The organism is Streptomyces sp. enrichment culture, from assembly GCF_964272855.1.
Classification (GTDB): domain Bacteria; phylum Actinomycetota; class Actinomycetes; order Streptomycetales; family Streptomycetaceae; genus Streptomyces.
Window position 1 is genome coordinate 6,548,534 of sequence record NZ_OZ186847.1, and the last position, 22,997, is coordinate 6,571,530.

A 22,997-nucleotide genomic window follows, 5' to 3' on the forward strand; every position below is an offset into this window, starting at 1 on the left:
CCTACTCGTAGGTGAGGTCGGACGCCGTGTAACGGCAGTTGGTGCCGTCGGGGCCGGTGCCCAGCTCCTTGGGCTCGGCGCCCGTGCTGTTGCCCTGGAAACGGGTGCACGGCTTGATCTTCTTGCCGCTGTCGCCGTGGATGCGCACGTTGCGCAGGGCCGCCGTCTCGCCGAAGTTGGAGTTGATCCCGACGATCGACTTGCCGGGCGCGGTGACGTCGACGTCGTTGATGATCACCTGGCGGTTCTTGTACTGCGTCGAGCAGTTGCCGCAGGTGCGCACCAGCTTGCCGAAGTCCGAGACCTGGAACTTGGTCACGACCAGCTTGCCCGCGCCGTTGAACTGGAAGACCTTGTCGTCGGCCTTCTTCGCGCCGCCGCCGTGCACGGTGTAGACGGCCGAGGAGGACTTGCCCTTGAACGTGGCGGCGTCCTCGCCGACGTCCTCCCACCAGACGTTCTGCAGCGTGCAGCTGCCCTGGCAGTGGATGCCGTCGGCGGCGGGGGAGCCCAGGATGACGTTCTTCAGGACCGCGCCGTCGGCGAGCTTGAAGACCGGGTCCTGGCCCTCGTCCTGGCCGGTGCCGCCCAGTTCACCGCTGCCGTAGAAGCGCTTGTAGCCGCCGTCGTAGGTGCCGGAGACGGAGATCGTGCTGCTGACGGCCTTGGTGCCCTTGGGCGTCGGCCAGGAGGAGGCGGCGCCCGCGGAGGACAGCATCGTCGTGGTGACGATCGCCGTCCCGGTGATGCCGAGAGCGGCGGCGCCGGCGATCACCGCCCGTCGTCTGGTGACGCGGCGGCGGTGGCGGACGCGCTGTTCGGCTCGTGCTGTCATGCCCATTCCTTGCGTGGGAGGGGATCCTTGCGTCTCCTGGTCGCCACCGGTGAGGAAAGGGTTGCCGCGTCTTCCGATCTTTTTCACGACGTCCGTCAGGAGTCGCCGTCGCCGGACTCCCCGTCCTCGTCGCGCGGTGCGAAGTCGCCCGCCACCGCCAGGTCCTTCGGCCCCGTGCGGGCCGTCGCCGCGTAACCGTCGTCCTTGGCGTCGCGGCCGCCGCGCTCGTGGTCGTACTGCCCCGCGAACACCCAGGTGCCCGCCGGGACCGTACGGCCCTCCTTCAACCGCCAGGTGTAGACGAGGAAGCCGTCCCGCTCGCCGACGGTCAGCTCGAAGTCGTCCTCGGGCAGCGAGCGCCAGGCACCCGTGGAGGACACCCCGCCGGTCTGCGCCACCGTCAGCTCCACGGTGAGCGCCGTCAGCTGCTCGGTGGTCTTCAGGGTGACGTTGCTCTGCGCCCAGAACTCGTTGCTGTGCGGGTCGACCGAGCCGTCCGACCACAGCGGGCCGTCCTCCACCTCCGTGCCGGCGGGCGGCCGGGCGGGCGTCGCGGCCGGCGGCGTCGCCGGCGGCGCGCTCGGCGACTCCCGCCGGGTGGGCGGGGCGCTCGGTGACGGGTCCACCGGGAAGGCGGGCGGCCTGCTGGTCGCCTCCGGCGACGGCGTGGGCGTCGCGGTGACCGCGACCGTGCCCTGCGGGGGAGCGTCGTCCGGCTTCACGGCGGACGCCACCGCGTACCCGCCGACGGCGAGCACCCCGGCGACGGCGGCCGTGGCCCCCACCACCCGCAGCCAGCCGAACACCGGCGGCAGCGTGGCCCGATGACCGGACGGCCGGGCCTCCTCGGTCATGCCGCGCTCGATCCGGGCCAGCATACGGACCCGGTCCGGCTCGTGCGCCTCGGCCGCCTCGTGCAGCCGGGCGCGCAGCTCGTCGTGCACGTCCCGCTGCATCGTCATCGGTCCCTTCCCGCGGCCTGGCCGGTGCGCGCCATCGCGGCACGCACCCTCTGCGGAGCCTGCTGTGTGCCGAGCAGTCTTTGCAGCTCGGCCATTCCCTTGGAGGTCTGGCTCTTCACCGTACCCACCGACACCCCGAGGGCGAGCGCGGTGTCCTTCTCCGACAGGTCGAAGGCGTGCCGCAGCACCACACAGGCCCGTTTGCGGAACGGCAGCCTGCGCAGCGCCTCCTGGACGTCGACGACGCCCGCCACGTCCGGGTTCTCGGTCTTCTCCTCGCGCTGCGACCAGAACAGGGAGATCCGGCGCCGCTCGCGCACCGCGGTCCGGATCCGGGTGCGGGCCAGGTTGGCGACCACGCCGCGCGCGTACGCTGCCGGATGGTCGGCCGCGCGCACCCGGTCCCAGCGGTGCCACAGGGCCAGCAGCGCGTCCGCCGCGAGGTCGTCGGCGGCGTCCGGCTCGCCGGTCAACAGGTGGGCGAGACGCGAGAGTTCGGCGTAGTGGCGCTCGAAGAAGGCATGGAACTCCGCGGAGGCGGCGTCGTCGACGACTGTGCCCACGGGCGGTCTCTCCTCGCAGCGATTCCCCAGCGCCGAACAGTCGTACGCCAGGACGGGATCGGGAACTGTATCAGCGAGGCGTACGAGGTTTCGAATGCCGTATGGCCGACCGAACTTGATTCCGTAACACGGAGAAAACCTGAAGACGGTTCGACGCGGGAACAATCCAGCCAGCATCCGCACCCGATCAAGAAGCCGTCGAGGAGTGTCCGCCATGTTCGAAAGGTTCTTCAGGGTCTCCGAGAGGGGATCCACCATCGGCCGGGAGATACGCGGCGGCTTCGCCACGTTCTTCACGATGGCCTACATCCTCGTCCTCAACCCCATCATCCTGGGCACGGCGAAGGACGCGAACGGCGAACTGCTCGACCCCGTCCAACTCACCACCGCCACCGCCCTGGTGGCCGCGGTCATGACCGTCGTCATGGGCATCGGCGGCAACCTGCCGCTCGCGCTCGCCGCCGGACTCGGCCTCAACGCCGTCGTCGCGTTCCAGATCGCCCCGCTGATGAGCTGGGACGACGCCATGGGCCTGGTCGTCCTCGAAGGCCTGCTGATCTGCGTGCTGGTGCTGACCGGGCTGCGCGAGGCCGTCATGCACGCCATCCCGCAGCCGCTCAAGCAGGCCATCAGCGTCGGCATCGGCCTGTTCATCGCGTTCATCGGCTTCGTCGACGCCGGCTTCGTCAGCCGCATCCCCGACGCCGCGAACACCACCGTGCCGGTTCAGCTCGGCGGCACCGGCACCCTCACCGGGTGGCCGATCCTCGTCTTCTGCCTCGGCGTGCTGCTGACCATCGGACTGCTCGCCCGCAAGGTCAAGGGCGCGATACTCATCAGCATCGTCACCATGACGGTCGTCGCGATCGTCGTCAACGCGCTCGCCGACGTCGAGAGCTGGGGCCTGACCACGCCCGAGTGGCCCGACGAGGTGCTGGACAGCCCCGACTTCGGACTCGTCGGCGACTTCAGCCTGTTCGGCGCGTTCAGCGCGCCCGAGGTCGGTGTCGTCACCGTGATCCTGCTGATCTTCACGCTGGTCCTGTCCGACTTCTTCGACACCATGGGCACCGTCGTCGGCATCAGCACCGAGGCCGGACTGCTCGACGAGGACGGCAAGGTGCCCGGTCTCAGCCGGGTCCTGCTCATCGACGGCGCCGCGGCCGTCGCGGGCGGCGCGGCCTCCGCCTCCTCGGCGACCTCCTACATCGAGTCGGCCGCCGGTGTCGGTGAGGGCGCGCGCACCGGCCTCGCCAACCTCGTCACCGGCGGCCTGTTCGCCCTCGCCCTCTTCTTCACCCCGCTGCTCACCATCGTCCCGCTCCAGGCGGCGGCACCGGCCCTGGTCGCCGTCGGGTTCCTGATGATGACGCAGGTCAAGCAGATCGACTGGGACAGGTACGAGATCGCGATCCCCGCGTTCCTCACCATCGCCGTGATGCCGTTCACGTACTCCATCACCAACGGCATCGGCGCGGGCTTCCTCGCCTACGTCGTGATCAAGACGGTGCTGGGCCGGGCCAAGGAGGTCCACTGGCTGCTGTGGGGCACCTCGGCGCTGTTCCTGGTGTACTTCGCGATCGATCCGGTCGAGCAACTGCTGGGTGTGAAGTAGGGGGAGGGGCGCCCCAGGGCGCCCCTCGTCCCTCAGTCCTTCAGCGCCGCCTCCATCACCGCCTTGGCCACCGGCGCGGCCAGACCGTTGCCGCTGACCTCGGAACGCGCCGCGTCCGACTGCTCGACCACGACCGCCACGGCGACCTCACGGTCCGAGCTGTCGGACTTGGCGTACGAGGTGAACCAGGCGTACGGCGTCTTGCTGTTGTTCTCGCCGTGCTGGGCCGTGCCCGTCTTGCCGCCGACGGTGGCGCCGGAGATCTGCGCGTTCGACCCCGTGCCCTCCTCGACGACCGTCTGCATCGCCGACTGGAGCTGCTCGGCGGTGTCGGAGCTGACGATCTCCTTGGCGGAGGCGTTGTCGTCGTAGTCCTCCAGCGCACCGCCGCCATGGTCGGTGATCTGCGACACCATGTGCGGCTCGACCAGCTTGCCGCCGTTGGCGATGGCCGCCGACACCATGGCGATCTGGAGCGGGGTCGCGGTGACGTCGAACTGGCCGATGCCGGACAGCGCGGTCTGCGGCTCGTCCATGTCCTTCGGGTACACGCTCTCGTACGCGCGCACGGGCACGTCCTGCTCGTCGTCGTTGAAGCCGAACTTCTCCGCCATCGCGCGGACCTTGTCCTGGCCGAGGTCGACGGCCATCTTGCCGAAGACGTTGTTGCAGGAGTACTGGAGCGCCACCCGGATCGAGGCGTTCTCGCAGGGCGCGTTCGGGTTCTCGTTGGTGAGGTCGTCGGAGGACAGCGGCAGGTCGTACGGGTCGGGGCTGTCCGTGCGCTCGTCCACCGACGAGACCAGCCCGTCCTCCAGCGCGGCCGCGGCCACCACCAGCTTGAAGGTGGAACCCGGCGGCAGCGGCTGGCGCAGCGCCCGGTTGGTCATCGGCTTGTCGTCGTCCTCGGTGAGCTGCGTCCAGACCTCCGAGTCGCCCGCGGTGATCTTGGACGGGTCGTACGACGGGGTGGAGACGACGGCCAGGATCTTCCCGGTCGCCGGGTCGATCGCGACGGCGGCGCCCTTCTTGTCGCCCAGCGCCCCGTACGCCGCCCGCTGGACGGCCGGGTCGATCGTCGTGATCACATCACCCGGGTCGGCACGCTTGTTGGTGACCGTGTCCAGCACGGTCTTCAGCCGGGTGTCCGTGCCGTCCAGCAGGTCCTGGTAGACGCCCTCCAGCTGGGTGGCGCCGTACACCTGCGAGCTGTAGCCGGTCACCGCCGCGTACAGCGCGCCGTCCTTGTACGTCCGCTTGTATCTGAGGTCGCCGCTCTTCGTGCGCGCCGAGCCGGTGACCGACTCCCCGGCCACGACGATGTTGCCGAGCGGCTCGCTGTACAGCTCGATCGCGTTCCGCCGGTTGTCCTTGTCGTCCGCGAGCGCCTGGCCTTGGTAGAACTGCACCCAGGTGGCCCTGACCAGCAGGGCCAGCACCAGGAGCAGCGCGAAGACCGACGCGTGCCTGATCGTCTTGTTCATCCCGCTCGGACAGACGAGCGGGACCGGCCGGAACGTTCCCTTCCGTCCGTTTTCTCATCGGCTCCTCAGAAAACTCCGGGACACCCTCCGGGCCGGGTCAGGGTTCGCCCCTCAGGAACCCCGCCTCGTACGCCGCGATCACCGCCTGCGTGCGGTCCCGGGCGCCGGTCTTCGCCAGGACGCCCGCCACGTGCGTCTTCACCGTCGCCGCGCCGACCTCCATCCGCGCGGCGATCTCCGCGTTGGTCAGCCCCTCCGCCATGAACCGCAGCACCTCGCGCTCCCGCCCCGTGAGCCTCGCCACCCAGGGCGGAGGAGCGGGGCGGGCCCGCGCGTGCCGCACCGCCAGCGACCGTACGGCCGACGGGAACAGCAGGGTGTCGGTGCGCGCCACCAGCCGCACCGCCTGCACCAGCGCCTCCGCGTCGGCCCGCTTCAGCAGGAACCCGGCGGCACCCACGCGCAGGGCGTCGTACACGTACGAGTCGTTCTCGAAGGTCGTCACCACCACGATCCGGGGCGGCGCGTCCACCGTGGCGAGGATCTGCTCGGTGGCCCGGATGCCGTCGATCTCCGGCATCCGCACGTCCATCAGGACGACGTCGGGCCGGCGGTCCCGGACCACCGACACCGCCTCGGCGCCGGTCGCGGCCTCGCCGACGACCTCCAGGTCCGGTTCGGCGGAGAGGATGGCGCGCAGCGCGGTACGGACCATCCGCTCGTCGTCGGCGAGGACGACACGCAGGGGGGTGGGGGCGGTCATACGGGTCCCTTCATCGGCAGACGTACGCGCAGTCTCCACACCCCGCCGGCCGGGCCCGCCTCGGAGGTGCCGCCCAGCAGCCGGGCCCGGTCCGCTATCCCGCGCAGACCGTGACCGCCGCCGGGGCGGCCGGGGGCGGGGCCGGTCAGCGGGTTCTCCACGCTGATCTCCAGTCGGCCCGCCGTCCGCGTCATCCCGAGTGCCACCCGCCCGCCGCCCCCGCCGTGCCGCAGGGCGTTGCTCAGCCCCTCCTGCACGATCCGGTACGCCTCCCGGGACAGCACCGGCGGCAGCGCGGCGGGGTCGACGGCCAGGTCGCAGGTCACCCGCAGACCGGCCGCGCGGGTGCGGCGCAGCAGACCGTCGAGATCGGCGTCCAGGGTGGGCGCGGGGGCCGTGCCGGGGGCGTCGCCGTCCCGCAGCACGCCCAGCACCGCGTCCAGTTCGCCCACCGTGCGCCGGGTGGTGTCCTCGATCGCGGCGAGCGCCTCACGGACGAACTCCGGGTCGCTGTCCAGCATCCGGCGGGCGGCGCTCGCCTGCAGGGTGACCGCGCTCAGCGCGTGGCCGACGGAGTCGTGCAGCTCGCGGGCGAGCCGGTTGCGCACCGCAAGGTCGGCGGCGCGCCGCTCGGCCGCCGCCAGCCGGTCCTCGGGGTCCGGCCCGAGCAGCGCGGGCGCCCAGCGGGCCAGCAGCGCGCCGCAGCCGGCCGCACAGGCCGCCAGCGCCAGCAGCGACGCGACGCCCGCGACCGGCGCGAGCGCCAGCACCCAGGTCTGGTCGAGGGATTCGGGAAGGTCGACCTGTTCGGCGCGGAACCTGGCGAGGGCGGGCAGCAGGATCAGGAAGGCGGCGAACGGCGGTACCGCCAGCGACATCCCGGAGATGATCCCGCCGAACCCGAGATGCAGGGTGAACCAGGCCGCCGTACGGCCCTTCGCGGCGCGGGTGCGGGCGGGGCCGTGGGCCAGCCGGTCCGGGTCCACGCCGCACAGCGAGCGCACCGCACCGGACTCCAGTGGCCGGGTCAGCGGGAACAGCGAGGTGACGGCGGCGAGCGGCAGTCCCACGGCGAACGAGGCCAGCTGGAGGAACAGGTCCTGGAAGACGTACCGGGAGTCGGTCGCGGGTCCCACGATGATCTGCCCGACGAACACGTACGGCATGGCGAGCGCGCCACCGAGGATCAGATGGATCCAGCGGCGGCGCGCCCGCCGGCCGAACAGCGACCGGGCGAGGCGGACACCCCCTGGGGTGCTCACGCGGGCCGCTTGGCGGGCAGCGCCGAACGCTCGGCGAGGAAGTAGGCGCAGACGGAGGCCACCAGGATGCCGACGATCATCTGAGCAGAGTAGACGAGGTGCATCACCGGCGTGGGCCGGTCGGCGACGTCCGCCACCCCGGTCAGCGACGACAGGGTCATCCAGCCACCCCAGCAGGCGGTGGCGGCGGAGCCCACCCAGGCGAGGGCGAGCGGCACGGCGACCGGCAGCACCGGGCCGCGCCGGAAGGCGAGCAGCGCGCCGCCCGCCACGGCCACGGCGAGGAAACCGGTGGACGTGGCCTCGACGACCCGGAACCCGCTGCTCGCGTCGTCGTCGGCGATCCCCGCGCTGAGCCAGGACGTGCCGCCGCAGGCCCACAGCAGGTGCAGGGCGAAGGGCGGCACCGCGACGAGGGTCGCCGCGCACGCGGCGAGCCGCTGGGCGCCGCCGACCAGGCCGACGGGCAGCTCCCACACCAGGCCGTGCCACAGCCCGCCCCAGCGGTCCCGGGCGTAGATGACGAACAGCGCGCCCAGGGACAGCCCTTGGACGATGAAGCCTGTGTACACGACCCCGAACACCCAGGCTTCGAGGAACGGTTCGTCCGGCCCGGACCCGGTCGAGGCGCCGCCCAGCACGTCCACCAGCAGCTGGATCGGGAAGCCGGCCATGATCGGCGCGAGCAGCCCGGTGGCCACCCACACCGGCACGGCCAGCAGCCAGGCGGGCACCCGGCGCCCCCAGGGGCGGGTCAGCAGCAGCGCCAGCACGATCACCGCGGCGTCCATCAGCACGGTCACCGCGTTCATCGCCGCGACCGTCCCCCGGTGCTCCAGCAGCGAGCTGCCCTCCGGGATTCCGATCCGGCTCCCCGCGATCCAGGCGACCTTGAGGCAGAGGTAGGGGGCGCAGGACAGGACGGCGACGCCGCGCAGCAGCCGGCGGGCGCGGGCGCGGCGGGCGGGGTGGGCCGGGGCGGGCGGGGACGTACGAACGAGTGGCTGCGTCATGCGTCCACGTTCCCGTGGGGCCGGGGGCGGGCACGTCCTGCCCGGCGACGATCCGGCTCCGCCGCGCGGGGGAGGCCCCCTCACCCCTCCAGGGCCCTCACCCCCGGGCACCCTCACCCCTCCAGTCGCAGCACCACTTCCTCGATCTCCTCGCCCCGCGCGGGCGCGTACTGCGGCACCCGTGCCGTCTCCCGGAAGCCGCAGTGGTCCAGGACGCGCAGCGAGCCCGCGTTGTCGGCCGCCGCGCGGGCGTACAGGGGGCGTTCGGGAACCTCGGAGAGCAGGGCGCGCAGGGCGGCCGTGGCCACGCCGCGGCCCCAGTACGCGCGGTCGACCCAGTAGGTGACCTCGCGCTCGCCCGGCATGCCGTACACCGCCGCGTTCCCGACCACGTCACCGTCGAGCAGCACCGTGCGGGCGTGCACGTCGGCCGAGGCGCGCAGCCGGCGCCAGTGGGCGTCGAAGGACTGCCGGTCGGCCGGGTCCACCGGGGTGAACGCGGCCATCCGCAGGGACTCGGGGTCGTTGAGCTGCCGGAAGAAGACCGGCAGGTCGCTGTCGTGCACCGGGCGGAGCGCCACCTGCACCGTCAGAGCCTCCGTGTCGCCAGGGTCAGCCGGTCCCGGGCGTCGAACAGGGCGTCCTTCACCATCTGCTCGTGCGCGGGGGTCAGCCGGGCCACCGGGATGGAGCAGCTGATGGCGTCGCGGGCCGGGGTGCGGTAGGGGATCGCCACGCCGAAGCAGCGCAGCCCCAGCGTGTTCTCCTCGCGGTCGACGGCGTACCCCTGCTCGCGCACCTGATGCAGTTCCTCGATGAGCTTCTCCCGGTCGGTGACGGTGTTCTCGGTGAGCGCGGGCAGCGTCTCGGGGAGCATCTTGCGGACCTGCTCGTCGCTGTAGGTGCTCAGCAGCGCCTTGCCGAGGGACGTCGAGTGCGCGGGGAGGCGGCGGCCGACCCGGGTGAACGGACGCAGATAGTGCTGGGACTGACGAGTGGCCAGGTATACCACGTTGGTGCCGTCCAGGCGGGCCAGGTGGATGGTCTCGGTGGTGTCGTCGGAGAGCCGGTCCAGCGTCGGCCGGGCGACCGCGACGACCTCGTCGCCGTCGATGTACGAGGTGCCGACCAGCAGGGCGCGCACCCCTATCCCGTACCGGGTGCCGGTCGCGTCGGTCTCCACCCAGCCCAGTTCCACGAGCGTGCGCAGCAGCATGTACAGACTGGACTTGGGGTACCCGACGGCCTCCTGGACCGCCGCGAGGGAGTGCATGCCGGGCCGCCCGGCGAAGTACTCGAGGAGTTCGACGGTCCGTACCGCCGACTTGACCTGCGCCCCGCCGCCCGTCTCGCCTGCCGACATCGCCCTTGACCCCTTCGTTCGACGGGAAATAGTCTCCGACAGCGTATTCATCATCAGAGACAGCGTTCAGTATATCGAACGACCCTGGTGAATGACCCAGTGGATGCCCCAAAAACTGCGGCAAGACATGTGTGGAGGGACCCCCGGTGGCAGCAGCACCAGTCTGGAGTGTCGATCCCCGTACCGGGAAGCAGCGTGAACAGGTTGCGGTGGAGGCCACAGCCCAGGCCGTGGACGCCGCCGTCCGCGCCGCGCACGACGCCCGCGGCGCCCTGGTCGACCGCGCGGTCCGCGCCGCCTTCCTGCGCACGGCCGCCGACCGGCTCGACGCCGCCAAGGACCGGCTCGTCGAGACCGCCGACGCCGAGACCGCGCTCGGCCCGGTCCGGCTGACCGGCGAACTCGCCCGCACCTGCTACCAGCTGCGCGCCTTCGCGGACATCGTCGACGAGGGCGCCTTCCTCGACGTCGTCATCAACCACCCCGACGACACCGCCACCCCGCCCGTCCCGGACCTGCGGCGCTACAAGGTGCCGCTGGGCGTCGTCGCCGTCTACTCCGCCTCCAACTTCCCCTTCGCCTTCTCCGTCCCCGGCGGCGACACCGCGAGCGCGCTCGCCGCGGGCTGCCCCGTCGTCGTCAAGGCCCACCCCGACCACCCGGCCCTGTCCGAGCAGGTCGCCGAGGTGCTGCGGGAGGCCGCCGCCGAGCATGGCATCCCGGCGGGCGTGCTCGGCCTGGTGCACGGCTTCGAGGCGGGCATCGAGCTGATCAAGCACCCGCTGGTCACCGCCGCCGGCTTCACCGGATCCGTACGGGGCGGCCGCGCCCTCTTCGACGCGGCGGCCGCGCGCCCGGTGCCGATCCCGTTCCACGGCGAGCTGGGCTCCCTCAACCCCGTCCTCGTCACCGAGGCCGCGGCGGCCGAACGCGCCGACGCCATCGGCTCCGGGCTCGCCGGGTCGATGACGCTGGGCGTCGGCCAGTTCTGTGTGAAGCCGGGCCTGGTCCTCGCCCCGGCCGGCGACGCGGGCGACCGGCTCGTCAAGTCGCTCACGGACGCGGTGAGCGCCGTCGACGCCGGGGTGCTGCTCGACCACCGGATGCGGGACAACTTCGTCGCCGGGGTCGCCGAGCGGGCCGAACTGCCGGACGTGGACGCCCCGGTGACGCCGGGCGAGGGCGGGGAGCACACCGTCAGCCCGGGCTTCCTGACCGTGCCGGCGGAGAAGCTGGCCCGGGAGGGCGAGCACGACCTGCTGCTCGAGGAGTGCTTCGGGCCGGTGACCGTCGTCGCCCGCTACCAGGACGAGACAGAGGCCAAGGCGGTCCTGTCGAGGCTGCCGGGGAACCTCACGGCGACCGTGCACCTGTCGTCCGGGGAGGCCGCCGGTGAGGGGCGGGGTGCCGAGATCCTCGCCGAGCTGACCCCGCTCGCCGGGCGGGTGCTGGTCAACGGGTGGCCGACGGGGGTCGCCGTGGCACCGGCGCAGCATCACGGCGGGCCGTACCCCGCGACGACCTCGACCTCCACGTCGGTGGGCGGGACCGCCATCGAGCGGTGGCTGCGGCCGGTCGTGTACCAGGGGACGCCGGCCGCGCTGCTCCCCGCGGAGCTGCGGGACGAGAATCCGCTGGGGCTGCCCCGGCGGTTCAACGGGGTGCTGGAGCGGTAGGGGGTGTCTCGCCGATCATGCCGGGCTCGCGGCGTCTGGCACCGCGCCTCGCCGCGTTGTCGACACTCGCCGATTCCCCCAAGCTCTCGGCTCCGCTCGAGCAGGGGGTACCCCATCGCATCGGCTCCCTCCTCCGCCTTGCGACGCACGGCACCAGACGCCGCTCCCTGATCCGGCCTGATCGACGAGACACCCCCTAGCGCCGCCGGGGTGCGGGGTTCCCCCGAGGACGGTCACCGCCCCGTGGAGAATGCAGTCATGGACGTCGAGCTTCCCGAACTCCCCTTCCCCCTTCGCACATACGGCCCCGACGGGCACTGGTCCTACGAGGACGGTGTGCTCACCGGGTGGGCCGGGCCCCGGCAGGACCGGTTCGTGCCGCCCACCGGGGAGGCGCTGGAGCCCGCCGGGGACGCGCCGCGGCTGCTGGGGGCGCCCGAGGGGGACTTCCAGCTGATCGCGCGGGTCACCGTCGGGTTCGGCGCGGCCTTCGACGCCGGGGTGCTCTACGTCCACGTCGGCGAACGGGCGTGGGCCAAGCTCTGCCTGGAGTATTCCCCGGACGTGCCCACCGTCTGCACGGTGGTCACCCGGGGACACTCCGACGACGCCAACTCCTTCACCGTTGAGGGCAGTTCGGTCTGGCTGCGGGTGAGCCGGACCGGGCGCGCCTTCGCCTTCCACGCCTCCCGGGACGGCGAGCGGTGGACCTTCGTCCGGCTGTTCACGCTGGGCGAGGAGAAGGAGACCGGGGCGGCCCTCGTCGGCTTCATGACCCAGTCGCCCATGGGGGAGGGCTGTGTGGTGACGTACGACCACATCGGGTTCCGGCCGGACTGGCCCGAGGACCTGCGCGACGGAAGCTGAAACCGGGACCGGCGGAATCCCGTCTTCCGTGGCATGGTCAGCAATCGTGTCCGCGCCTGCCCGGTGATCCGCACCGCCGTGCCCGCCGAGGTCGACACCCTCGTCGCGCTGCACGCCCGTGCCCGTGCGACCTACTACCCCGACGGGATCCCGGACGACGGCACCGACTGGTCCGCCGCCTGGCGGGCCGCCGTCGAACGACCGGACGGCCATGTGCTGTGCGCCGTCGAGGGCGGGCGGGTGGTCGGCCTCGCCTCCTCCCGGACACCGGAGGACGCCGGTGCGGAAACGGTCAAGCTGTTCCAGTTCCACGTCGACCCGGACCACTGGCGCACCGGGGTCGGGACGGCCCTGCACGCCGCCTGCGTCGAACAGTGGCGGGCCGAGCGGCGGCGCACGGCCGTCCTGGACGTGCATGCCGAGAACACGCGAGCCCAGGCCTTCTACGCCCGGCAGGGCTGGGAGCCCGACCCGGACGGGGAGCCCGGCCACCATCTCCGGCTGCGCTTCCCGATCGACGGGAAGTGAGTGCCGGCCGGGAACGAGTCCCGGCCGGGAATGAATCCAGCCGTTTGAAGGTTCACATACCTTCGCGGAGGGAGTCTCCGCACAGTGAACCGAGCTGGAGAGCGGAGAACATGCGCGTCGAGATCTGGAGCGACATCGCCTGCCCCTGGTGCTACGTGGGCAAGGCCCGCTTCGAGAAGGCGCTGGCGGCCTTCCCGCACCGCGACGAGGTCGAGGTGGTGCACCGCTCCTTCGAGCTGGACCCGGGCCGCGCCAAGGGCGACACCGGCCCCGTCATCCCGATGCTCGCGCGCAAGTACGGCATGTCCGAGGAGCAGGCGCAGGCCGCCGAGGACAACCTGGGCGCGCAGGCCGCCGCCGAGGGCCTGGCCTACCGCACCCGCGGCCGCGACCACGGCAACACCTTCGACATGCACCGCCTGCTCCACCACGCCAAGCAGTACGGCCGGCAGGGCGAGCTGATCCAGCTGCTGTACGAGGCCAACTTCGCCGAGGAGCAGTCCGTCTTCGACGACACCGAACGGCTCGTGCAGATCGCCGTCGCCGCCGGGCTGGACGCCGCGGAGGCCCGCACGGTGCTCGCCGACCCCGACGCCTACGCCGCCGAGGTCCGCGCCGACGAACAGGAGGCCGCCCAGCTCGGCGCCACCGGCGTGCCGTTCTTCGTCCTCGATCGGAAGTACGGCATCTCCGGCGCCCAGCCCGCCGACGTCTTCACCCAGGCCCTCACCCAGGCGTGGGGCGAGCGCTCCCCGCTCACCCTCATCGACCAGGGGGACGCCGACGCGTGCGGCCCGGACGGCTGCGCGGTGCCGCAGCACTGAGCCGGGCCGGCAAAACCGCAGCTCGGCGCGGATGCATAAGCAACACTGGGACGTCGTCAACAGAAATTCGCAATGGACGGCGAGGTCACCGGGCCGCACAGTGGAGCCATGGAGCCCACGGAGACCTTCGACAGCCTGGTCCGCGCCGAGTTCACCCCCAAGTCCACCTTCCTGAACACCGCGAGCAACGGCCTGCTGCCCGCCCGCAGCGTCACCGCCCTGCACGAGGCGGCCCTGCTGCGGGCCGAGGGCAGGCCGCTGACCCCGCTGTACGAGGACGTCGAGGTCTGCCGGGCCGCCTTCGCCCGGCTGGCCGGGGTCCCGGTGACGCGGGTCGCCCTCGGCGCGTCGGTCGCCGCGCACACCGGGGTGATCGCCGCCTCCCTGCCCGCAGGCGCCGAGGTCCTCACCGCCGAGGACGACTTCACCTCCGTGCTGAACGCGTTCCACGTCCGCGGCGACCTCAAGGTCCGCACGGTCCCGCTGGAGCGGATCGCCGAGTCCGTCCGCCCCGGCACCGCGCTGGTCGCGGTCAGCGCCGCCCAGTCGGCCGACGGACGGATCGCCGACCTGCCCGCCCTGCGCGAGGCGGCCCGCACCCACGGGGCGCGCACCTACATCGACTTCTCCCAGGCCGCCGGCTGGCTGCCGATGGACGCCGGCGCCCACGACTTCGCCGCGGCCGTCTCCTTCAAGTGGCTGCTCGGCCCGCACGGCACGGCCTTCCTCGTGGTCCCGGAGGACTTCGGCGGGCTGACCCCGCTGCTGGCCGGCTGGGTCGCGGCGGAGAAGCCGTGGGACAGCTGCTACGGGCCGGTGGCCGAATACGCCCGCAGCGCGCGGCGGTTCGACCTCACCCACGCGCTGTTCACCTTCGCCGGCCTGCGCCGCTCACTCGAACTGATCGAGGAGCTGGGCGTGGCCGCGGTGCACGCCCACGACGTGGCGCTCGCCGACCGGTTCCGGGCCGGGCTCGCGACGCTCGGCCACGAGCCCGTGCCCGCCCCCGGATCGGCGATCGTCTCGGTGCCCCGCCTCGGCGTCCGCCAGCCGGAACTGAGCGAGGCGGGCATCGAGGTGTCGAACCGCGCGGGCAACCTGCGGGCCGCCTTCCATCTCTACAACACGGCCGCCGACGTGGACCGCCTGCTGGACGTGCTGTCGGACTGAGCGCGCATACGGGAGCGGGCGGTGCCTTCACGGCACCGCCCGCTCCCGTATGTCACCTCAGCGCCGTGGGGTTCACCGCACCGGCGTGAAGTCCCGAGCCCCGATGCTGTGTCTCCCGGGGGCAACCCCCGGGCCCCCGGCCGGGTTCACCGCACCGGCGTGAAGTCCCGAGCCCCGATGAACTCCGGTCGGCGTACCGGGGCCGCGAACGGCTCGACCGCCGTGTTCTCCACGCTGTTGAACACGATGAACACGTTGCTGCGCGGGAAGGGCGTGATGTTGTCGCCGGAGCCGTGCATGGCGTTGCAGTCGAACCAGGTCGCCGAGCCGGCCCTGCCGGTGAACAGCCGGATGCCGTACTCGGAGGCCAGCTTGGTCAGCGCCTCGTCGGAGGGCGTGCCCGCGTCCTGCATCTGCAGGGACTTCTTGTAGTTGTCCTTCGGCGTGGCGCCCGCGCAGCCCAGGAACGTCTTGTGCGAGCCGGGCATGATCATGAGCCCGCCGTTGGTGTCGTAGTTCTCGGTCAGCGCGATGGAGACGGACACCGTCCGCATGTTCGGCAGACCGTCCTCGGCGTGCCAGGTCTCGAAGTCCGAGTGCCAGTAGAAGCCGCTGGCGCCGAAGCCGGGCTTGACGTTGATCCGCGACTGGTGGACGTAGACGTCCGAGCCGAGGATCTGCCGGGCCCGGCCGACGACCCGCTCGTCCCGCACCAGGTTCGCGAACACCTCGCTGATCCGGTGCACCTCGAAGACCGAGCGGATCTCCTGCGACTTCGGCTCGACGACGGAGCGCTCGTCGGCGCGGATCGCCGGGTCGGTGACCAGCCGCTCCAGCTCCTGCCGGTAGACGGCGACCTCGTCCTCGGTGATGAGCTGGTCGATGGCGAGGAAGCCGTCGCGCTCGAAGGCCTGCAGGCCGTCCGGCTCGATCGGGCCGGGGGCGTCCGGCGCGGCCCAGACGACCGGGTCCTGGCGCGGGACCAGCACCTCACTGGCGCCGCGGGTCGGGTAGAGATCGGTGACGGTCGCGGTGGTGGTCGTGGTCATGTTGATGTCACACCTCCTCGGGCTCGGTGAGCAGCGGGTAGACGCCGTTCTCGTCGTGGTCCTCCCGGCCGGTCACGGGCGGGTTGAACACGCAGACGCAGCGGAAGTCCTCCTTGACCTTGAGTGTGTGCCGCTCGTGGCCGTCCAGGAGGTACATGGTCCCGGGCGTGATGGTGTACGTCCGCCCGGTCTCGTGGTCGGTCAGCTCGGCCTCGCCCTCGACGCAGACCACGGCCTCGATGTGGTTGGCGTACCACATGGACGTCTCCGTGCCCGCGTAGAGGATCGTCTCGTGCAGGGAGAAGCCGACCCTCTCCTTGGCGAGGACGATGCGTTTGCTCTCCCACGTCCCGGACGCGGCCTTCACATGCCGGTCGGTGCCTTCGATGTCCTTGAACGAACGGACGATCACGGTGCTGCGATGCCTCCTAGATAGCGCGGTCGGCGGGTTCGGGGATGTGGTCAGGCGGTTTCCCGGACGGCACGGGCGAGGGTCGTCAGCCCCTCGTCCAGCTCGTCGGGAGTGATGGTCAGCGCGGGCAGCAGCTTGACGACCTCGCTCTCCGGGCCGGAGGTCTCGATCAGCAGCCCCAGCTCGAAGGCACGGCGCGCCACCCGGTCGGCCCGGTCCTTGTCGTGGAACTCCAGGCCCCACACCAGGCCCCGGCCGCGGTACTCCTTGACGTCGGCCAGGTTCTCCTCGGTGACGGCGATCAGCGCCTGCTCGACCTGCTCGCCGCGCGACCGGGTCTGCTTCTCCATGGCGGAGCCGTCGGTCCAGTACATCTCCAGGGCGGCGGTGGCCGTGACGAACGCCGGGTTGTTGCCGCGGAAGGTGCCGTTGTGCTCGCCCGGCTCCCACACGTCCAGCTCGGGCTTGAACAGGCACAGCGACATCGGCAGGCCGTAGCCGCTGATGGACTTGGAGACGGTGACGATGTCCGGGGTGATGCCGGCCTCCTCGAAGGAGAAGAAGGCGCCGGTACGGCCGCACCCCATCTGGATGTCGTCGACGATGAGCAGCATGTCCTGCCGCTCGCACAGCTCGGCGAGCGCGCGCAGCCACTCCGGGCGGGCCACGTTGATGCCGCCCTCGCCCTGCACGGTCTCCACGATCACGGCGGCGGGCTTGTTCAGCCCGGAGCCCTGGTCCTCCAGCAGCCGCTCGAACCACAGGAAGTCCGGCACCCGGCCGTCGAAGTAGTTGTCGAACGGCATCGGCGTGCCGTGCACCAGCGGGATGCCGGCGCCGGCCCGCTTGAAGGCGTTGCCGGTGACGGCGAGGGAGCCCAGGGACATCCCGTGGAAGGCGTTGGTGAAGGACACGATCGCCTCGCGCCCCTTCACCTTCCGGGCCAGCTTCAGCGCGGACTCGACCGCGTTGGTGCCGGTCGGGCCCGGGAACATCACCTTGTACGGCAGGTCCCGCGGGCGCAGCACCAGGTCCTGGAAGGTCTGCAGGAACGACCGCTTGGCGGTGGTCGACATGTCCAGGCCGTGGGTGACGCCGTCCCGCTCCAGGTAGTCGAGCAGCGCCCGTTTCAGGACCGGGTTGTTGTGGCCGTAGTTGAGCGACCCGGCTCCGGCGAAGAAGTCCAGGTACTCGTGGCCGTCCTCGTCGTACATACGGCTGCCGTGCGCCCGGTCGAAGACGGTGGGCCAGCCGCGGCAGTAGCTGCGCACCTCGGACTCCAGGGTCTCGAAGACGCTCAGGTCGGGCTGGGTGATGGTCACGACGAATCGCTCCTCAGTGCGAGAGGTGGGGGGTCAACGGGCCGATGCGGTAAAGGACTTCGGGGTCGTGCGGGCCGTCCGGGAACAGCGGCGTGTCGAAGACGACCTCGCGCTCCACGCGGGCGCCGTGGCGCTCCGCGAAGGAGGTGAACAGCCGCTGCGAGGCGGTGTTGCCCGGGGTGATGGTGGTCTCCACGCAGATGACCTCGCGCTCGGCCGCCACCCGGGCGGCCAGCCCGTCGAGCAGCCGGGCCGCGATCCCACGGCCGCGGTGCGCGGCGTCGACGGCCACCTGCCAGACGAGCAGGGTCCGCGGACGGTCCGGCCGCAGATACCCGGTGACGAACCCGATGGGTTCTCCGTCGCCGTCACGGGCCACCGCGGAGGTCGCGGCGAAGTCCCGGCACCACAGCAGATAGCTGTAGGAGGAGTTCAGGTCGAGGGTTCCGGATTCCTTGGCGAGCCGCCAGAAAGCGGCTCCGTCCGCCACCGACGGGCGGTCGATGTGTAGGTCTGCTTGTGCGGCAGTCATGCGGATTGAATTTAGCGAGCGAAATTCAAAATTGCATGGGGGAAAGGGCTTGGGTGTGGCGCGGTCGTGTGTTATCACGCGGGCGCGGGTGATCGCGCGAGACCGCGGGGAGATGCCCGAATTTGTGCGGGATTCACTTCGCGAAACGGGCGCGATGTGTAACGCGTCACACCCATGTAACCCTCGCGAGATCTGCCCGGAACGACCCGTTCGGCGTTCGCAGAATCTTCGCGTTTAGGGTTGGGGAAACGGGGCAGAAGAACACGGGAAGTTACCCCGGATTTGATTTCCGTAAAGAGAATGAATTCAGGCCCCGGTAAGCCCGTCAATACGCTCCCGAAGGATGTCCGCATGGCCGTTGTGCCGCGCGTACTCCTCGATGAGATGAATGAGAACCGCCCGCAGACTCACCTCGACCCCGGCCATCGGCCCCCGACGATCCGCCCGGCGTCCTCCAGAGCCCGGTCCGCGCACAACTCCCGCCCGCGTGCGATCTCCCGCCGCCAGACGGCGAGCACCTCGTCCAGCCCGCGCGCGGGGTCGAGCGCGTACCCCGTCTCCTCCTCGAAGACCGGCGGCACGTCGAGCCCGGCGAACACCCGCTGGAACCAGTTCCGCTCCACCTCGGCGAGGTGCTGCACCAGGCCGAGCAACGTCAGCGACGACGGCTCCGCCGAGGTGACCCGTACCTGCGCGTCGTCCAGTCCCCGGCACTTCAGCTCCAGGGTGGCGCGGTGGAAGTCCAGCCAGCTCTCCAGCATGGCCCGCTCGTCACCGGTCATCAGGGGGATGGGGCGGCCGTCGGGCAGGGTCGCCCGGGATGCGTCGGTGGTCATGAGGGGAGCATGGCACGGGGGACTGACAACGCCTCCGGCCCGTGCGCGCAGAGCAGTGCCCGGGGGCCGGGGGCCGGACTCCCGGGCCCCGGATCGCTCAGTGCCGGCTCCCGGACCCCTGGTCGCTCAGTGCCAGGCCTGCTCCGCCGCGCGGCGGGCCGCGTCCGGGTTCACCTGGAGGCCCTGCTCGGCCAGAGCCGCGCCCAGGGCCGCGAGGGCCGCCTGGATGGTGTCCGGGGTGGCGTCGGGGCCGTAGTGGTTGACGCGGATCATCTCCCGGGCCAGCGCGCCGCCGCCCGCGGCCAGCGGCAGCGCGGGGTCGGTCGCCAGGGCGCGGGCGACCAGGTCGGAGGCCGTCACGCCGGACGGGGCGCGCAGCGTCGTCGCCACCGGGGCCGCCTCCGCCGCGTCGTGGACGTACGGCTCCAGGCCCCCGCCGAGGGCCAGCGCGCCCGCACGGGTCGCCGACGCGGCGGACCGGTGCCGGGCCATCACCGTCTCCAGGCCCTCCGCCTCGATCCGCTCGACGCACGCCTCCAGCGCCAGCATCTCCAGCTGCGCCGGCGCGTGCAGCAGCGCCTTGCGGCCGCCGTCGACCCAGCGTTCCTTCCAGTCGAGGAGGGAGAGGTAGGACCGGCGCGGCGCCTGCGGGTTCGCCGCCATCCGGGCCCACGCCCGCTCGCTCACCGACACCGCGGACACGCCCGCCGGGCCGCCCATCGCCTTCTGCGCCCCGATCACGCACAGGTCCACGCCCCACGCGTCCGGCAGCACCGGCTCGGCGCCGACGGAGGCGACCGCGTCCAGGTAGAACAGCGCGCCGTGCTCCCGGACGACCTCGCCGATCTCGGCGACCGGGTTGGTGTTGCCGGTCGCGGCCTCGGCGTGCACCAGCGACACGAAGTCGATGCCGGGGTGCTCGGCGAACGCCTTGCGGATCTGCTCGGCGCTCACCGCCGTGTGGAACGGCACGGAGAGGTCGTGGACCGTCGCCCCGCAGTCCCGCAGCCAGTCGCCGAAGGTCTGCCCGTAGGGGCCCGTGATCACGTTCAGGGCGGTGGTGCCCGGCCCCGCGGTGCCCCGGATGGCCCCCTCCAGCGGCAGCAGCGCCTCACCCTGCATGATCACGACGTCCTGCCGGGTGTCGAGCAGCCGGGCGACCCGGTCCTCGATGGCGGCGAACCGCGCGGCGGTCAGCGGGGGCAGGTCGAGGAACGGGTGGGTCACGGTGGTGCTCTCTTCGCTCACGGGGTGGACGCGGACTTCGCCCACGGGCGGACGCAGTCGAGGGTAGCCCTGACGTTCCCTCCGGCAGCCCCCTGTCCCGGCCCCTGAGCCGCCCCAGTGCCGACTTCTTAGGTCGAACCCACTCACAACCATCGGTTTGATTTGAGTGGCCCAAACATTTCCTTATAATCGGAACTCTCAGTTCCCTTAACAGGAGGTCCCCGTGAACACCGTCCTCGGCCGCCGGGCCCGCGCCCTGGTCGCCACCACCGCGACGGCCGGACTCGTCCTCCTGGCCGGCTGCACCTCCAGCGACAACGGCGACGGCGGCACCAAGACGGCCGCCGGCGGCGTCGAGCTCGTCAAGGCCGGGCAGCTCACCACCTGCACCCACCTGCCGTACCCGCCGTTCCAGTCGGAGATCGACGGCAAGGTGCAGGGCTTCGACGTCGCCCTGATCGACCTGGTCGCCGACGACCTCGGCGTGAAGCAGGACATCGTCGACACCCCGTTCGAGAACTTCAAGACCGGCGCGTTCCTCAACTCCGGCGAGTGCGACCTCGCCGCCGCCGGCATGACCATCACCGAGGAGCGCAAGAAGAACGTCGACTTCTCGGACCCGTACTTCGACGCCACCCAGGCCGTCCTCGCCGACAAGGACAGCGGCATCTCCTCCGTCGCCGACCTCGAGGGCGAGAAGGTCGGCGCCCAGGCGCAGACCACGGGTGAGGACTACGCCAAGAGCCAGGGCCTCGACCCGGTCTCCTTCGAGTCCTCCGACGCCGTCCTCAACGGCCTGCGCACCGGCCAGGTCGACGCGGTCGTCATCGACTACCCGGTCGTCCAGGGCTGGCTGAAGGACAAGGCCAACGCCGACGCCTTCGAGGTCGCCGAGCAGATCAACACCGGCGAGCAGTACGGCTTCACGGTGAAGAAGGGCAACGACAAGCTGCGCGAGGCCATCAACAAGGCGATCGCGGACGCCAAGGCGGACGGCACGTACAAGAAGCTGTACGAGCAGTGGATCGGCCCGTACGACCAGTCCGCGGCCTCCCCGTCCGCCTCATGACGAGCCCGGACACAGCAGTCCTGCCGAAGCGGAAGGGCCTGAGCCGGCGCCAGAAGCGCAGCATCTCGCGCGGCGTCCAGTACGTCGTCTTCGTCGCGGCCGTGATCGCCTTCGCGGTCGCGGCCGACTGGGGCCGGCTGGCCAACCAGTTCGCCCAGCGGGACATCGCGGAGCAGATGTTCCCCGAGGTCATCACGCTGGCGCTGAAGAACACCGTGCTCTACACCGTGTCCGGCTTCGCCGTCGGCCTGGTGCTCGGCATGGTCATCGCGCTGATGCGGCTGTCGTCCGTGGGCCCGTACCGCTGGCTCGCCGGCGTCTACATCGAGATCTTCCGCGGCCTGCCCGCCCTGCTGATCTTCATCTTCATCGGGGTGGCCGTCCCGCTGGCCTTCCCCGGCACGGAGATCGTCGGCGGCACCTACGGCAAGGTCGCCCTCGCGCTCGGCCTGGTCGCCGCCGCCTACATGGCGGAGACGTTCCGCGCGGGCATCCAGGCCATCCCCAAGGGACAGATGGAGGCGGCCCGTTCGCTGGGCTTCTCCCACGCGCGGGCGATGGTCTCGATCATCCTCCCGCAGTCCTTCCGGGTCATCCTCCCCCCGCTCACCAACGAACTGGTCCTGCTGTTCAAGGACTCCTCGCTGGTGCTGTTCCTCGGTGTCACCCTGGAGGAGCGGGAGCTGTCCAAGTTCGGCCGCGACCTGGCCAGCCAGACCGCCAACTCCACGCCGATCCTCGTCGCCGGCCTGTGCTACCTGCTGGTCACGATCCCGCTCGGCTTCGTCGTACGCCGTATGGAGGCGAAGGCCAAGGAGGCCGTCAAATGAGCCGACCCGAGATCCGGATCAGCGAGCTGCACAAGTCGTTCGGCGACAACGAGGTGCTGCGCGGCATCGACCTGGAGATCCGGCAGGGCGAGGTGGTCTGCGTCATCGGCCCGTCCGGCTCCGGCAAGTCCACCCTGCTGCGGTGCGTGAACCTGCTCGAGGAGCCGACCAAGGGCCAGGTGTTCGTCGGCGGCGCGGAGATCACCGACCCGGACGTCGACATCGACGCCGTACGCCGCCGGATCGGCATGGTCTTCCAGCAGTTCAACCTCTTCCCGCACCTCACGGTGACCGAGAACCTGACGCTGCCGCAGCGCCGGGTGCTGGGGCGCGGCAAGGCGGAGGCCGCCCGGGTCGCCGCCGAGAACCTCGCCCGGGTCGGCCTGTCGGAGAAGGCGGACGCCTACCCGTCGTCCCTCTCCGGCGGCCAGCAGCAGCGCGTCGCGATCGCCCGGGCCCTCGCCATGGGCCCCGAGGTGATGCTGTTCGACGAGCCGACGTCCGCGCTCGACCCGGAGCTGGTCGGCGACGTCCTCGCGGTGATGCGCATGCTCGCCCAGGACGGCATGACGATGATGGTCGTCACCCACGAGATGACCTTCGCCCGCGAGGTCGCCGACCGGGTCGTCTTCATGGACGGCGGAGTGATCGTCGAGGACGGCGAGCCCGAGCAGGTCATCACCCGCCCCGCCCACGAACGCACCCGCCACTTCCTCTCCCGCCTCCTCGACCCCGCGATGGCCCAGGTCGAGGAGGAGACCTCGGACCAGGTGGGCAAGTCCGGGTAGCGGCTGG

Annotated in this window: 23 protein-coding genes and 1 pseudogene; 9 read left to right on the forward strand and 15 right to left on the reverse strand. The window is 71.5% G+C overall.

The features are described 5' to 3' along the window. Position 1: 1 nt before the first annotated feature. The 3 genes from ACSU6L_RS28955 to ACSU6L_RS28965 all read right to left on the reverse strand — a co-directional run bounded on the left by ACSU6L_RS28955 (position 2) and on the right by ACSU6L_RS28965 (position 2,360). The gene (locus ACSU6L_RS28955; protein ID WP_437061474.1) at positions 2 to 835 is read right to left on the reverse strand and encodes a pectate lyase; all 834 of its coding nucleotides are present in this window, start codon (positions 833 to 835) and stop codon (positions 2 to 4) included. Positions 836 to 930: 95 nt separating this feature from the next. Further along, a complete protein-coding gene (locus ACSU6L_RS28960; RefSeq protein WP_437061476.1) occupies positions 931 to 1,797 on the reverse strand; it encodes a hypothetical protein in 867 nt (288 codons plus the stop codon). Continuing rightward, complete coding sequence (locus tag ACSU6L_RS28965) at positions 1,794 to 2,360, reverse strand: SigE family RNA polymerase sigma factor (RefSeq protein WP_437061478.1); 567 nt, start codon at positions 2,358 to 2,360, stop codon at positions 1,794 to 1,796. Before ACSU6L_RS28965 ends, ACSU6L_RS28960 begins: the two co-directional genes overlap by 4 nt. Positions 2,361 to 2,574: 214 nt before the next feature. Between ACSU6L_RS28965 and ACSU6L_RS28970 the strand changes: the two genes are divergently transcribed. Continuing rightward, positions 2,575 to 3,975: an NCS2 family permease gene (locus tag ACSU6L_RS28970; RefSeq protein ID WP_437061480.1), complete on the forward strand. Its 1,401-nt coding sequence runs from the start codon at positions 2,575 to 2,577 to the stop codon at positions 3,973 to 3,975. 32 nt (positions 3,976 to 4,007) lie between these two features. Here the strand turns inward: ACSU6L_RS28970 and ACSU6L_RS28975 are convergent, their stop codons facing one another. The 6 genes from ACSU6L_RS28975 to ACSU6L_RS29000 all read right to left on the reverse strand — a co-directional run bounded on the left by ACSU6L_RS28975 (position 4,008) and on the right by ACSU6L_RS29000 (position 9,860). Continuing rightward, the gene (locus ACSU6L_RS28975; protein ID WP_437061482.1) at positions 4,008 to 5,459 is read right to left on the reverse strand and encodes a penicillin-binding transpeptidase domain-containing protein; all 1,452 of its coding nucleotides are present in this window, start codon (positions 5,457 to 5,459) and stop codon (positions 4,008 to 4,010) included. Between the two features lie 97 nt (positions 5,460 to 5,556). Next, on the reverse strand, positions 5,557 to 6,222 hold the full coding sequence (locus ACSU6L_RS28980; RefSeq protein WP_437061484.1) for a response regulator transcription factor: 666 nt from the start codon (positions 6,220 to 6,222) through the stop codon (positions 5,557 to 5,559). After that, complete coding sequence (locus ACSU6L_RS28985; protein WP_437061486.1) at positions 6,219 to 7,484, reverse strand: sensor histidine kinase; 1,266 nt, start codon at positions 7,482 to 7,484, stop codon at positions 6,219 to 6,221. Before ACSU6L_RS28985 ends, ACSU6L_RS28980 begins: the two co-directional genes overlap by 4 nt. Beyond that, on the reverse strand, positions 7,481 to 8,497 hold the full coding sequence (locus ACSU6L_RS28990) for a hypothetical protein (protein ID WP_437061488.1): 1,017 nt from the start codon (positions 8,495 to 8,497) through the stop codon (positions 7,481 to 7,483). Before ACSU6L_RS28990 ends, ACSU6L_RS28985 begins: the two co-directional genes overlap by 4 nt. A 113-nt stretch (positions 8,498 to 8,610) precedes the next feature. Next, a complete protein-coding gene (locus tag ACSU6L_RS28995) occupies positions 8,611 to 9,084 on the reverse strand; it encodes a GNAT family N-acetyltransferase (protein ID WP_437061490.1) in 474 nt (157 codons plus the stop codon). A gap of 2 nt (positions 9,085 to 9,086) precedes the next feature. Next, positions 9,087 to 9,860, reverse strand: a complete 774-nt coding sequence (locus tag ACSU6L_RS29000) for an IclR family transcriptional regulator (RefSeq protein ID WP_437061492.1) — start codon at positions 9,858 to 9,860, stop codon at positions 9,087 to 9,089. A gap of 146 nt (positions 9,861 to 10,006) precedes the next feature. Between ACSU6L_RS29000 and ACSU6L_RS29005 the strand changes: the two genes are divergently transcribed. The 5 genes from ACSU6L_RS29005 to ACSU6L_RS29025 all read left to right on the forward strand — a co-directional run bounded on the left by ACSU6L_RS29005 (position 10,007) and on the right by ACSU6L_RS29025 (position 14,925). Next, positions 10,007 to 11,536, forward strand: coding sequence for an aldehyde dehydrogenase (NADP(+)) (locus ACSU6L_RS29005; RefSeq protein WP_437061494.1), 1,530 nt, complete (start codon positions 10,007 to 10,009; stop codon positions 11,534 to 11,536). Between the two features lie 258 nt (positions 11,537 to 11,794). Further along, positions 11,795 to 12,403 carry a DUF1349 domain-containing protein gene (locus ACSU6L_RS29010; protein ID WP_365516295.1) on the forward strand — a complete coding sequence of 203 codons (609 nt, stop codon included), beginning with the start codon at positions 11,795 to 11,797 and terminating at the stop codon, positions 12,401 to 12,403. Positions 12,404 to 12,436: 33 nt separating this feature from the next. Then, a complete protein-coding gene (locus tag ACSU6L_RS29015; protein ID WP_437061496.1) occupies positions 12,437 to 12,931 on the forward strand; it encodes an N-acetyltransferase family protein in 495 nt (164 codons plus the stop codon). A 110-nt stretch (positions 12,932 to 13,041) separates the two neighbouring features. After that, positions 13,042 to 13,755 carry a DsbA family oxidoreductase gene (locus ACSU6L_RS29020; RefSeq protein ID WP_437061498.1) on the forward strand — a complete coding sequence of 238 codons (714 nt, stop codon included), beginning with the start codon at positions 13,042 to 13,044 and terminating at the stop codon, positions 13,753 to 13,755. Between the two features lie 108 nt (positions 13,756 to 13,863). Further along, positions 13,864 to 14,925, forward strand: a complete 1,062-nt coding sequence (locus tag ACSU6L_RS29025) for an aminotransferase class V-fold PLP-dependent enzyme (protein WP_437061500.1) — start codon at positions 13,864 to 13,866, stop codon at positions 14,923 to 14,925. A gap of 146 nt (positions 14,926 to 15,071) precedes the next feature. Here the strand turns inward: ACSU6L_RS29025 and thpD are convergent, their stop codons facing one another. The 6 genes and pseudogenes from thpD to ACSU6L_RS29055 all read right to left on the reverse strand — a co-directional run bounded on the left by thpD (position 15,072) and on the right by ACSU6L_RS29055 (position 20,303). Next, the gene (gene thpD / locus ACSU6L_RS29030) at positions 15,072 to 15,974 is read right to left on the reverse strand and encodes an ectoine hydroxylase (protein WP_437061502.1); all 903 of its coding nucleotides are present in this window, start codon (positions 15,972 to 15,974) and stop codon (positions 15,072 to 15,074) included. A 7-nt stretch (positions 15,975 to 15,981) separates the two neighbouring features. Continuing rightward, entirely contained in the window at positions 15,982 to 16,386 is a 405-nt protein-coding gene (locus ACSU6L_RS29035; RefSeq protein WP_073942275.1) for an ectoine synthase, read from the reverse strand. Positions 16,387 to 16,436: 50 nt separating this feature from the next. Further along, the gene (gene ectB / locus ACSU6L_RS29040; RefSeq protein ID WP_437061505.1) at positions 16,437 to 17,708 is read right to left on the reverse strand and encodes a diaminobutyrate--2-oxoglutarate transaminase; all 1,272 of its coding nucleotides are present in this window, start codon (positions 17,706 to 17,708) and stop codon (positions 16,437 to 16,439) included. A gap of 13 nt (positions 17,709 to 17,721) precedes the next feature. Next, on the reverse strand, positions 17,722 to 18,240 hold the full coding sequence (gene ectA, locus ACSU6L_RS29045; RefSeq protein WP_073942273.1) for a diaminobutyrate acetyltransferase: 519 nt from the start codon (positions 18,238 to 18,240) through the stop codon (positions 17,722 to 17,724). 306 nt (positions 18,241 to 18,546) lie between these two features. Then, positions 18,547 to 19,076 (reverse strand): annotated as a pseudogene (locus ACSU6L_RS29050) (DinB family protein). A gap of 126 nt (positions 19,077 to 19,202) precedes the next feature. Then, complete coding sequence (locus tag ACSU6L_RS29055; RefSeq protein ID WP_437065107.1) at positions 19,203 to 20,303, reverse strand: pyridoxal-phosphate-dependent aminotransferase family protein; 1,101 nt, start codon at positions 20,301 to 20,303, stop codon at positions 19,203 to 19,205. A gap of 223 nt (positions 20,304 to 20,526) precedes the next feature. Here ACSU6L_RS29055 and ACSU6L_RS29060 point away from each other — a divergent pair, with 223 nt between their 5' ends. From ACSU6L_RS29060 to ACSU6L_RS29070, 3 genes are read left to right on the forward strand one after another with little or no spacing between them, the layout of a single operon-like run. After that, the gene (locus ACSU6L_RS29060; protein ID WP_437061508.1) at positions 20,527 to 21,372 is read left to right on the forward strand and encodes an ABC transporter substrate-binding protein; all 846 of its coding nucleotides are present in this window, start codon (positions 20,527 to 20,529) and stop codon (positions 21,370 to 21,372) included. Next, entirely contained in the window at positions 21,369 to 22,202 is an 834-nt protein-coding gene (locus ACSU6L_RS29065; protein WP_437061510.1) for an amino acid ABC transporter permease, read from the forward strand. Before ACSU6L_RS29060 ends, ACSU6L_RS29065 begins: the two co-directional genes overlap by 4 nt. Then, positions 22,199 to 22,990 (forward strand): amino acid ABC transporter ATP-binding protein, encoded by a 792-nt coding sequence (locus ACSU6L_RS29070; protein WP_437061512.1) that lies wholly within the window; start codon positions 22,199 to 22,201, stop codon positions 22,988 to 22,990. The genes ACSU6L_RS29065 and ACSU6L_RS29070 overlap by 4 nt, the downstream gene beginning before the upstream one ends. Positions 22,991 to 22,997: the final 7 nt, after the last annotated feature.

Bases quoted from the DNA above. Each gene is read 5' to 3' on its own strand.
- ACSU6L_RS29010 (WP_365516295.1), top strand. From the start codon at position 11,795: ATGGACGTCGAGCTTCCCGAACTCCCCTTCCCCCTTCGCACATACGGC.
- ACSU6L_RS29070 (WP_437061512.1), top strand. From the start codon at position 22,199: ATGAGCCGACCCGAGATCCGGATCAGCGAGCTGCACAAGTCGTTCGGC.
- ACSU6L_RS28990 (WP_437061488.1), bottom strand. From the start codon at position 8,497: ATGACGCAGCCACTCGTTCGTACGTCCCCGCCCGCCCCGGCCCACCCC.
- ACSU6L_RS28975 (WP_437061482.1), bottom strand. From the start codon at position 5,459: ATGAACAAGACGATCAGGCACGCGTCGGTCTTCGCGCTGCTCCTGGTG.
- ACSU6L_RS28970 (WP_437061480.1), top strand. From the start codon at position 2,575: ATGTTCGAAAGGTTCTTCAGGGTCTCCGAGAGGGGATCCACCATCGGC.
- ACSU6L_RS28960 (WP_437061476.1), bottom strand. From the start codon at position 1,797: ATGACGATGCAGCGGGACGTGCACGACGAGCTGCGCGCCCGGCTGCAC.
- ACSU6L_RS29020 (WP_437061498.1), top strand. From the start codon at position 13,042: ATGCGCGTCGAGATCTGGAGCGACATCGCCTGCCCCTGGTGCTACGTG.
- thpD (WP_437061502.1), bottom strand. From the start codon at position 15,974: ATGACCACGACCACCACCGCGACCGTCACCGATCTCTACCCGACCCGC.
- ACSU6L_RS29065 (WP_437061510.1), top strand. From the start codon at position 21,369: ATGACGAGCCCGGACACAGCAGTCCTGCCGAAGCGGAAGGGCCTGAGC.
- ACSU6L_RS29000 (WP_437061492.1), bottom strand. From the start codon at position 9,860: ATGTCGGCAGGCGAGACGGGCGGCGGGGCGCAGGTCAAGTCGGCGGTA.
- ectA (WP_073942273.1), bottom strand. From the start codon at position 18,240: ATGACTGCCGCACAAGCAGACCTACACATCGACCGCCCGTCGGTGGCG.
- ACSU6L_RS28980 (WP_437061484.1), bottom strand. From the start codon at position 6,222: ATGACCGCCCCCACCCCCCTGCGTGTCGTCCTCGCCGACGACGAGCGG.
- ACSU6L_RS29015 (WP_437061496.1), top strand. From the start codon at position 12,437: ATGGTCAGCAATCGTGTCCGCGCCTGCCCGGTGATCCGCACCGCCGTG.
- ACSU6L_RS29025 (WP_437061500.1), top strand. From the start codon at position 13,864: ATGGAGCCCACGGAGACCTTCGACAGCCTGGTCCGCGCCGAGTTCACC.
- ACSU6L_RS28955 (WP_437061474.1), bottom strand. From the start codon at position 835: ATGACAGCACGAGCCGAACAGCGCGTCCGCCACCGCCGCCGCGTCACC.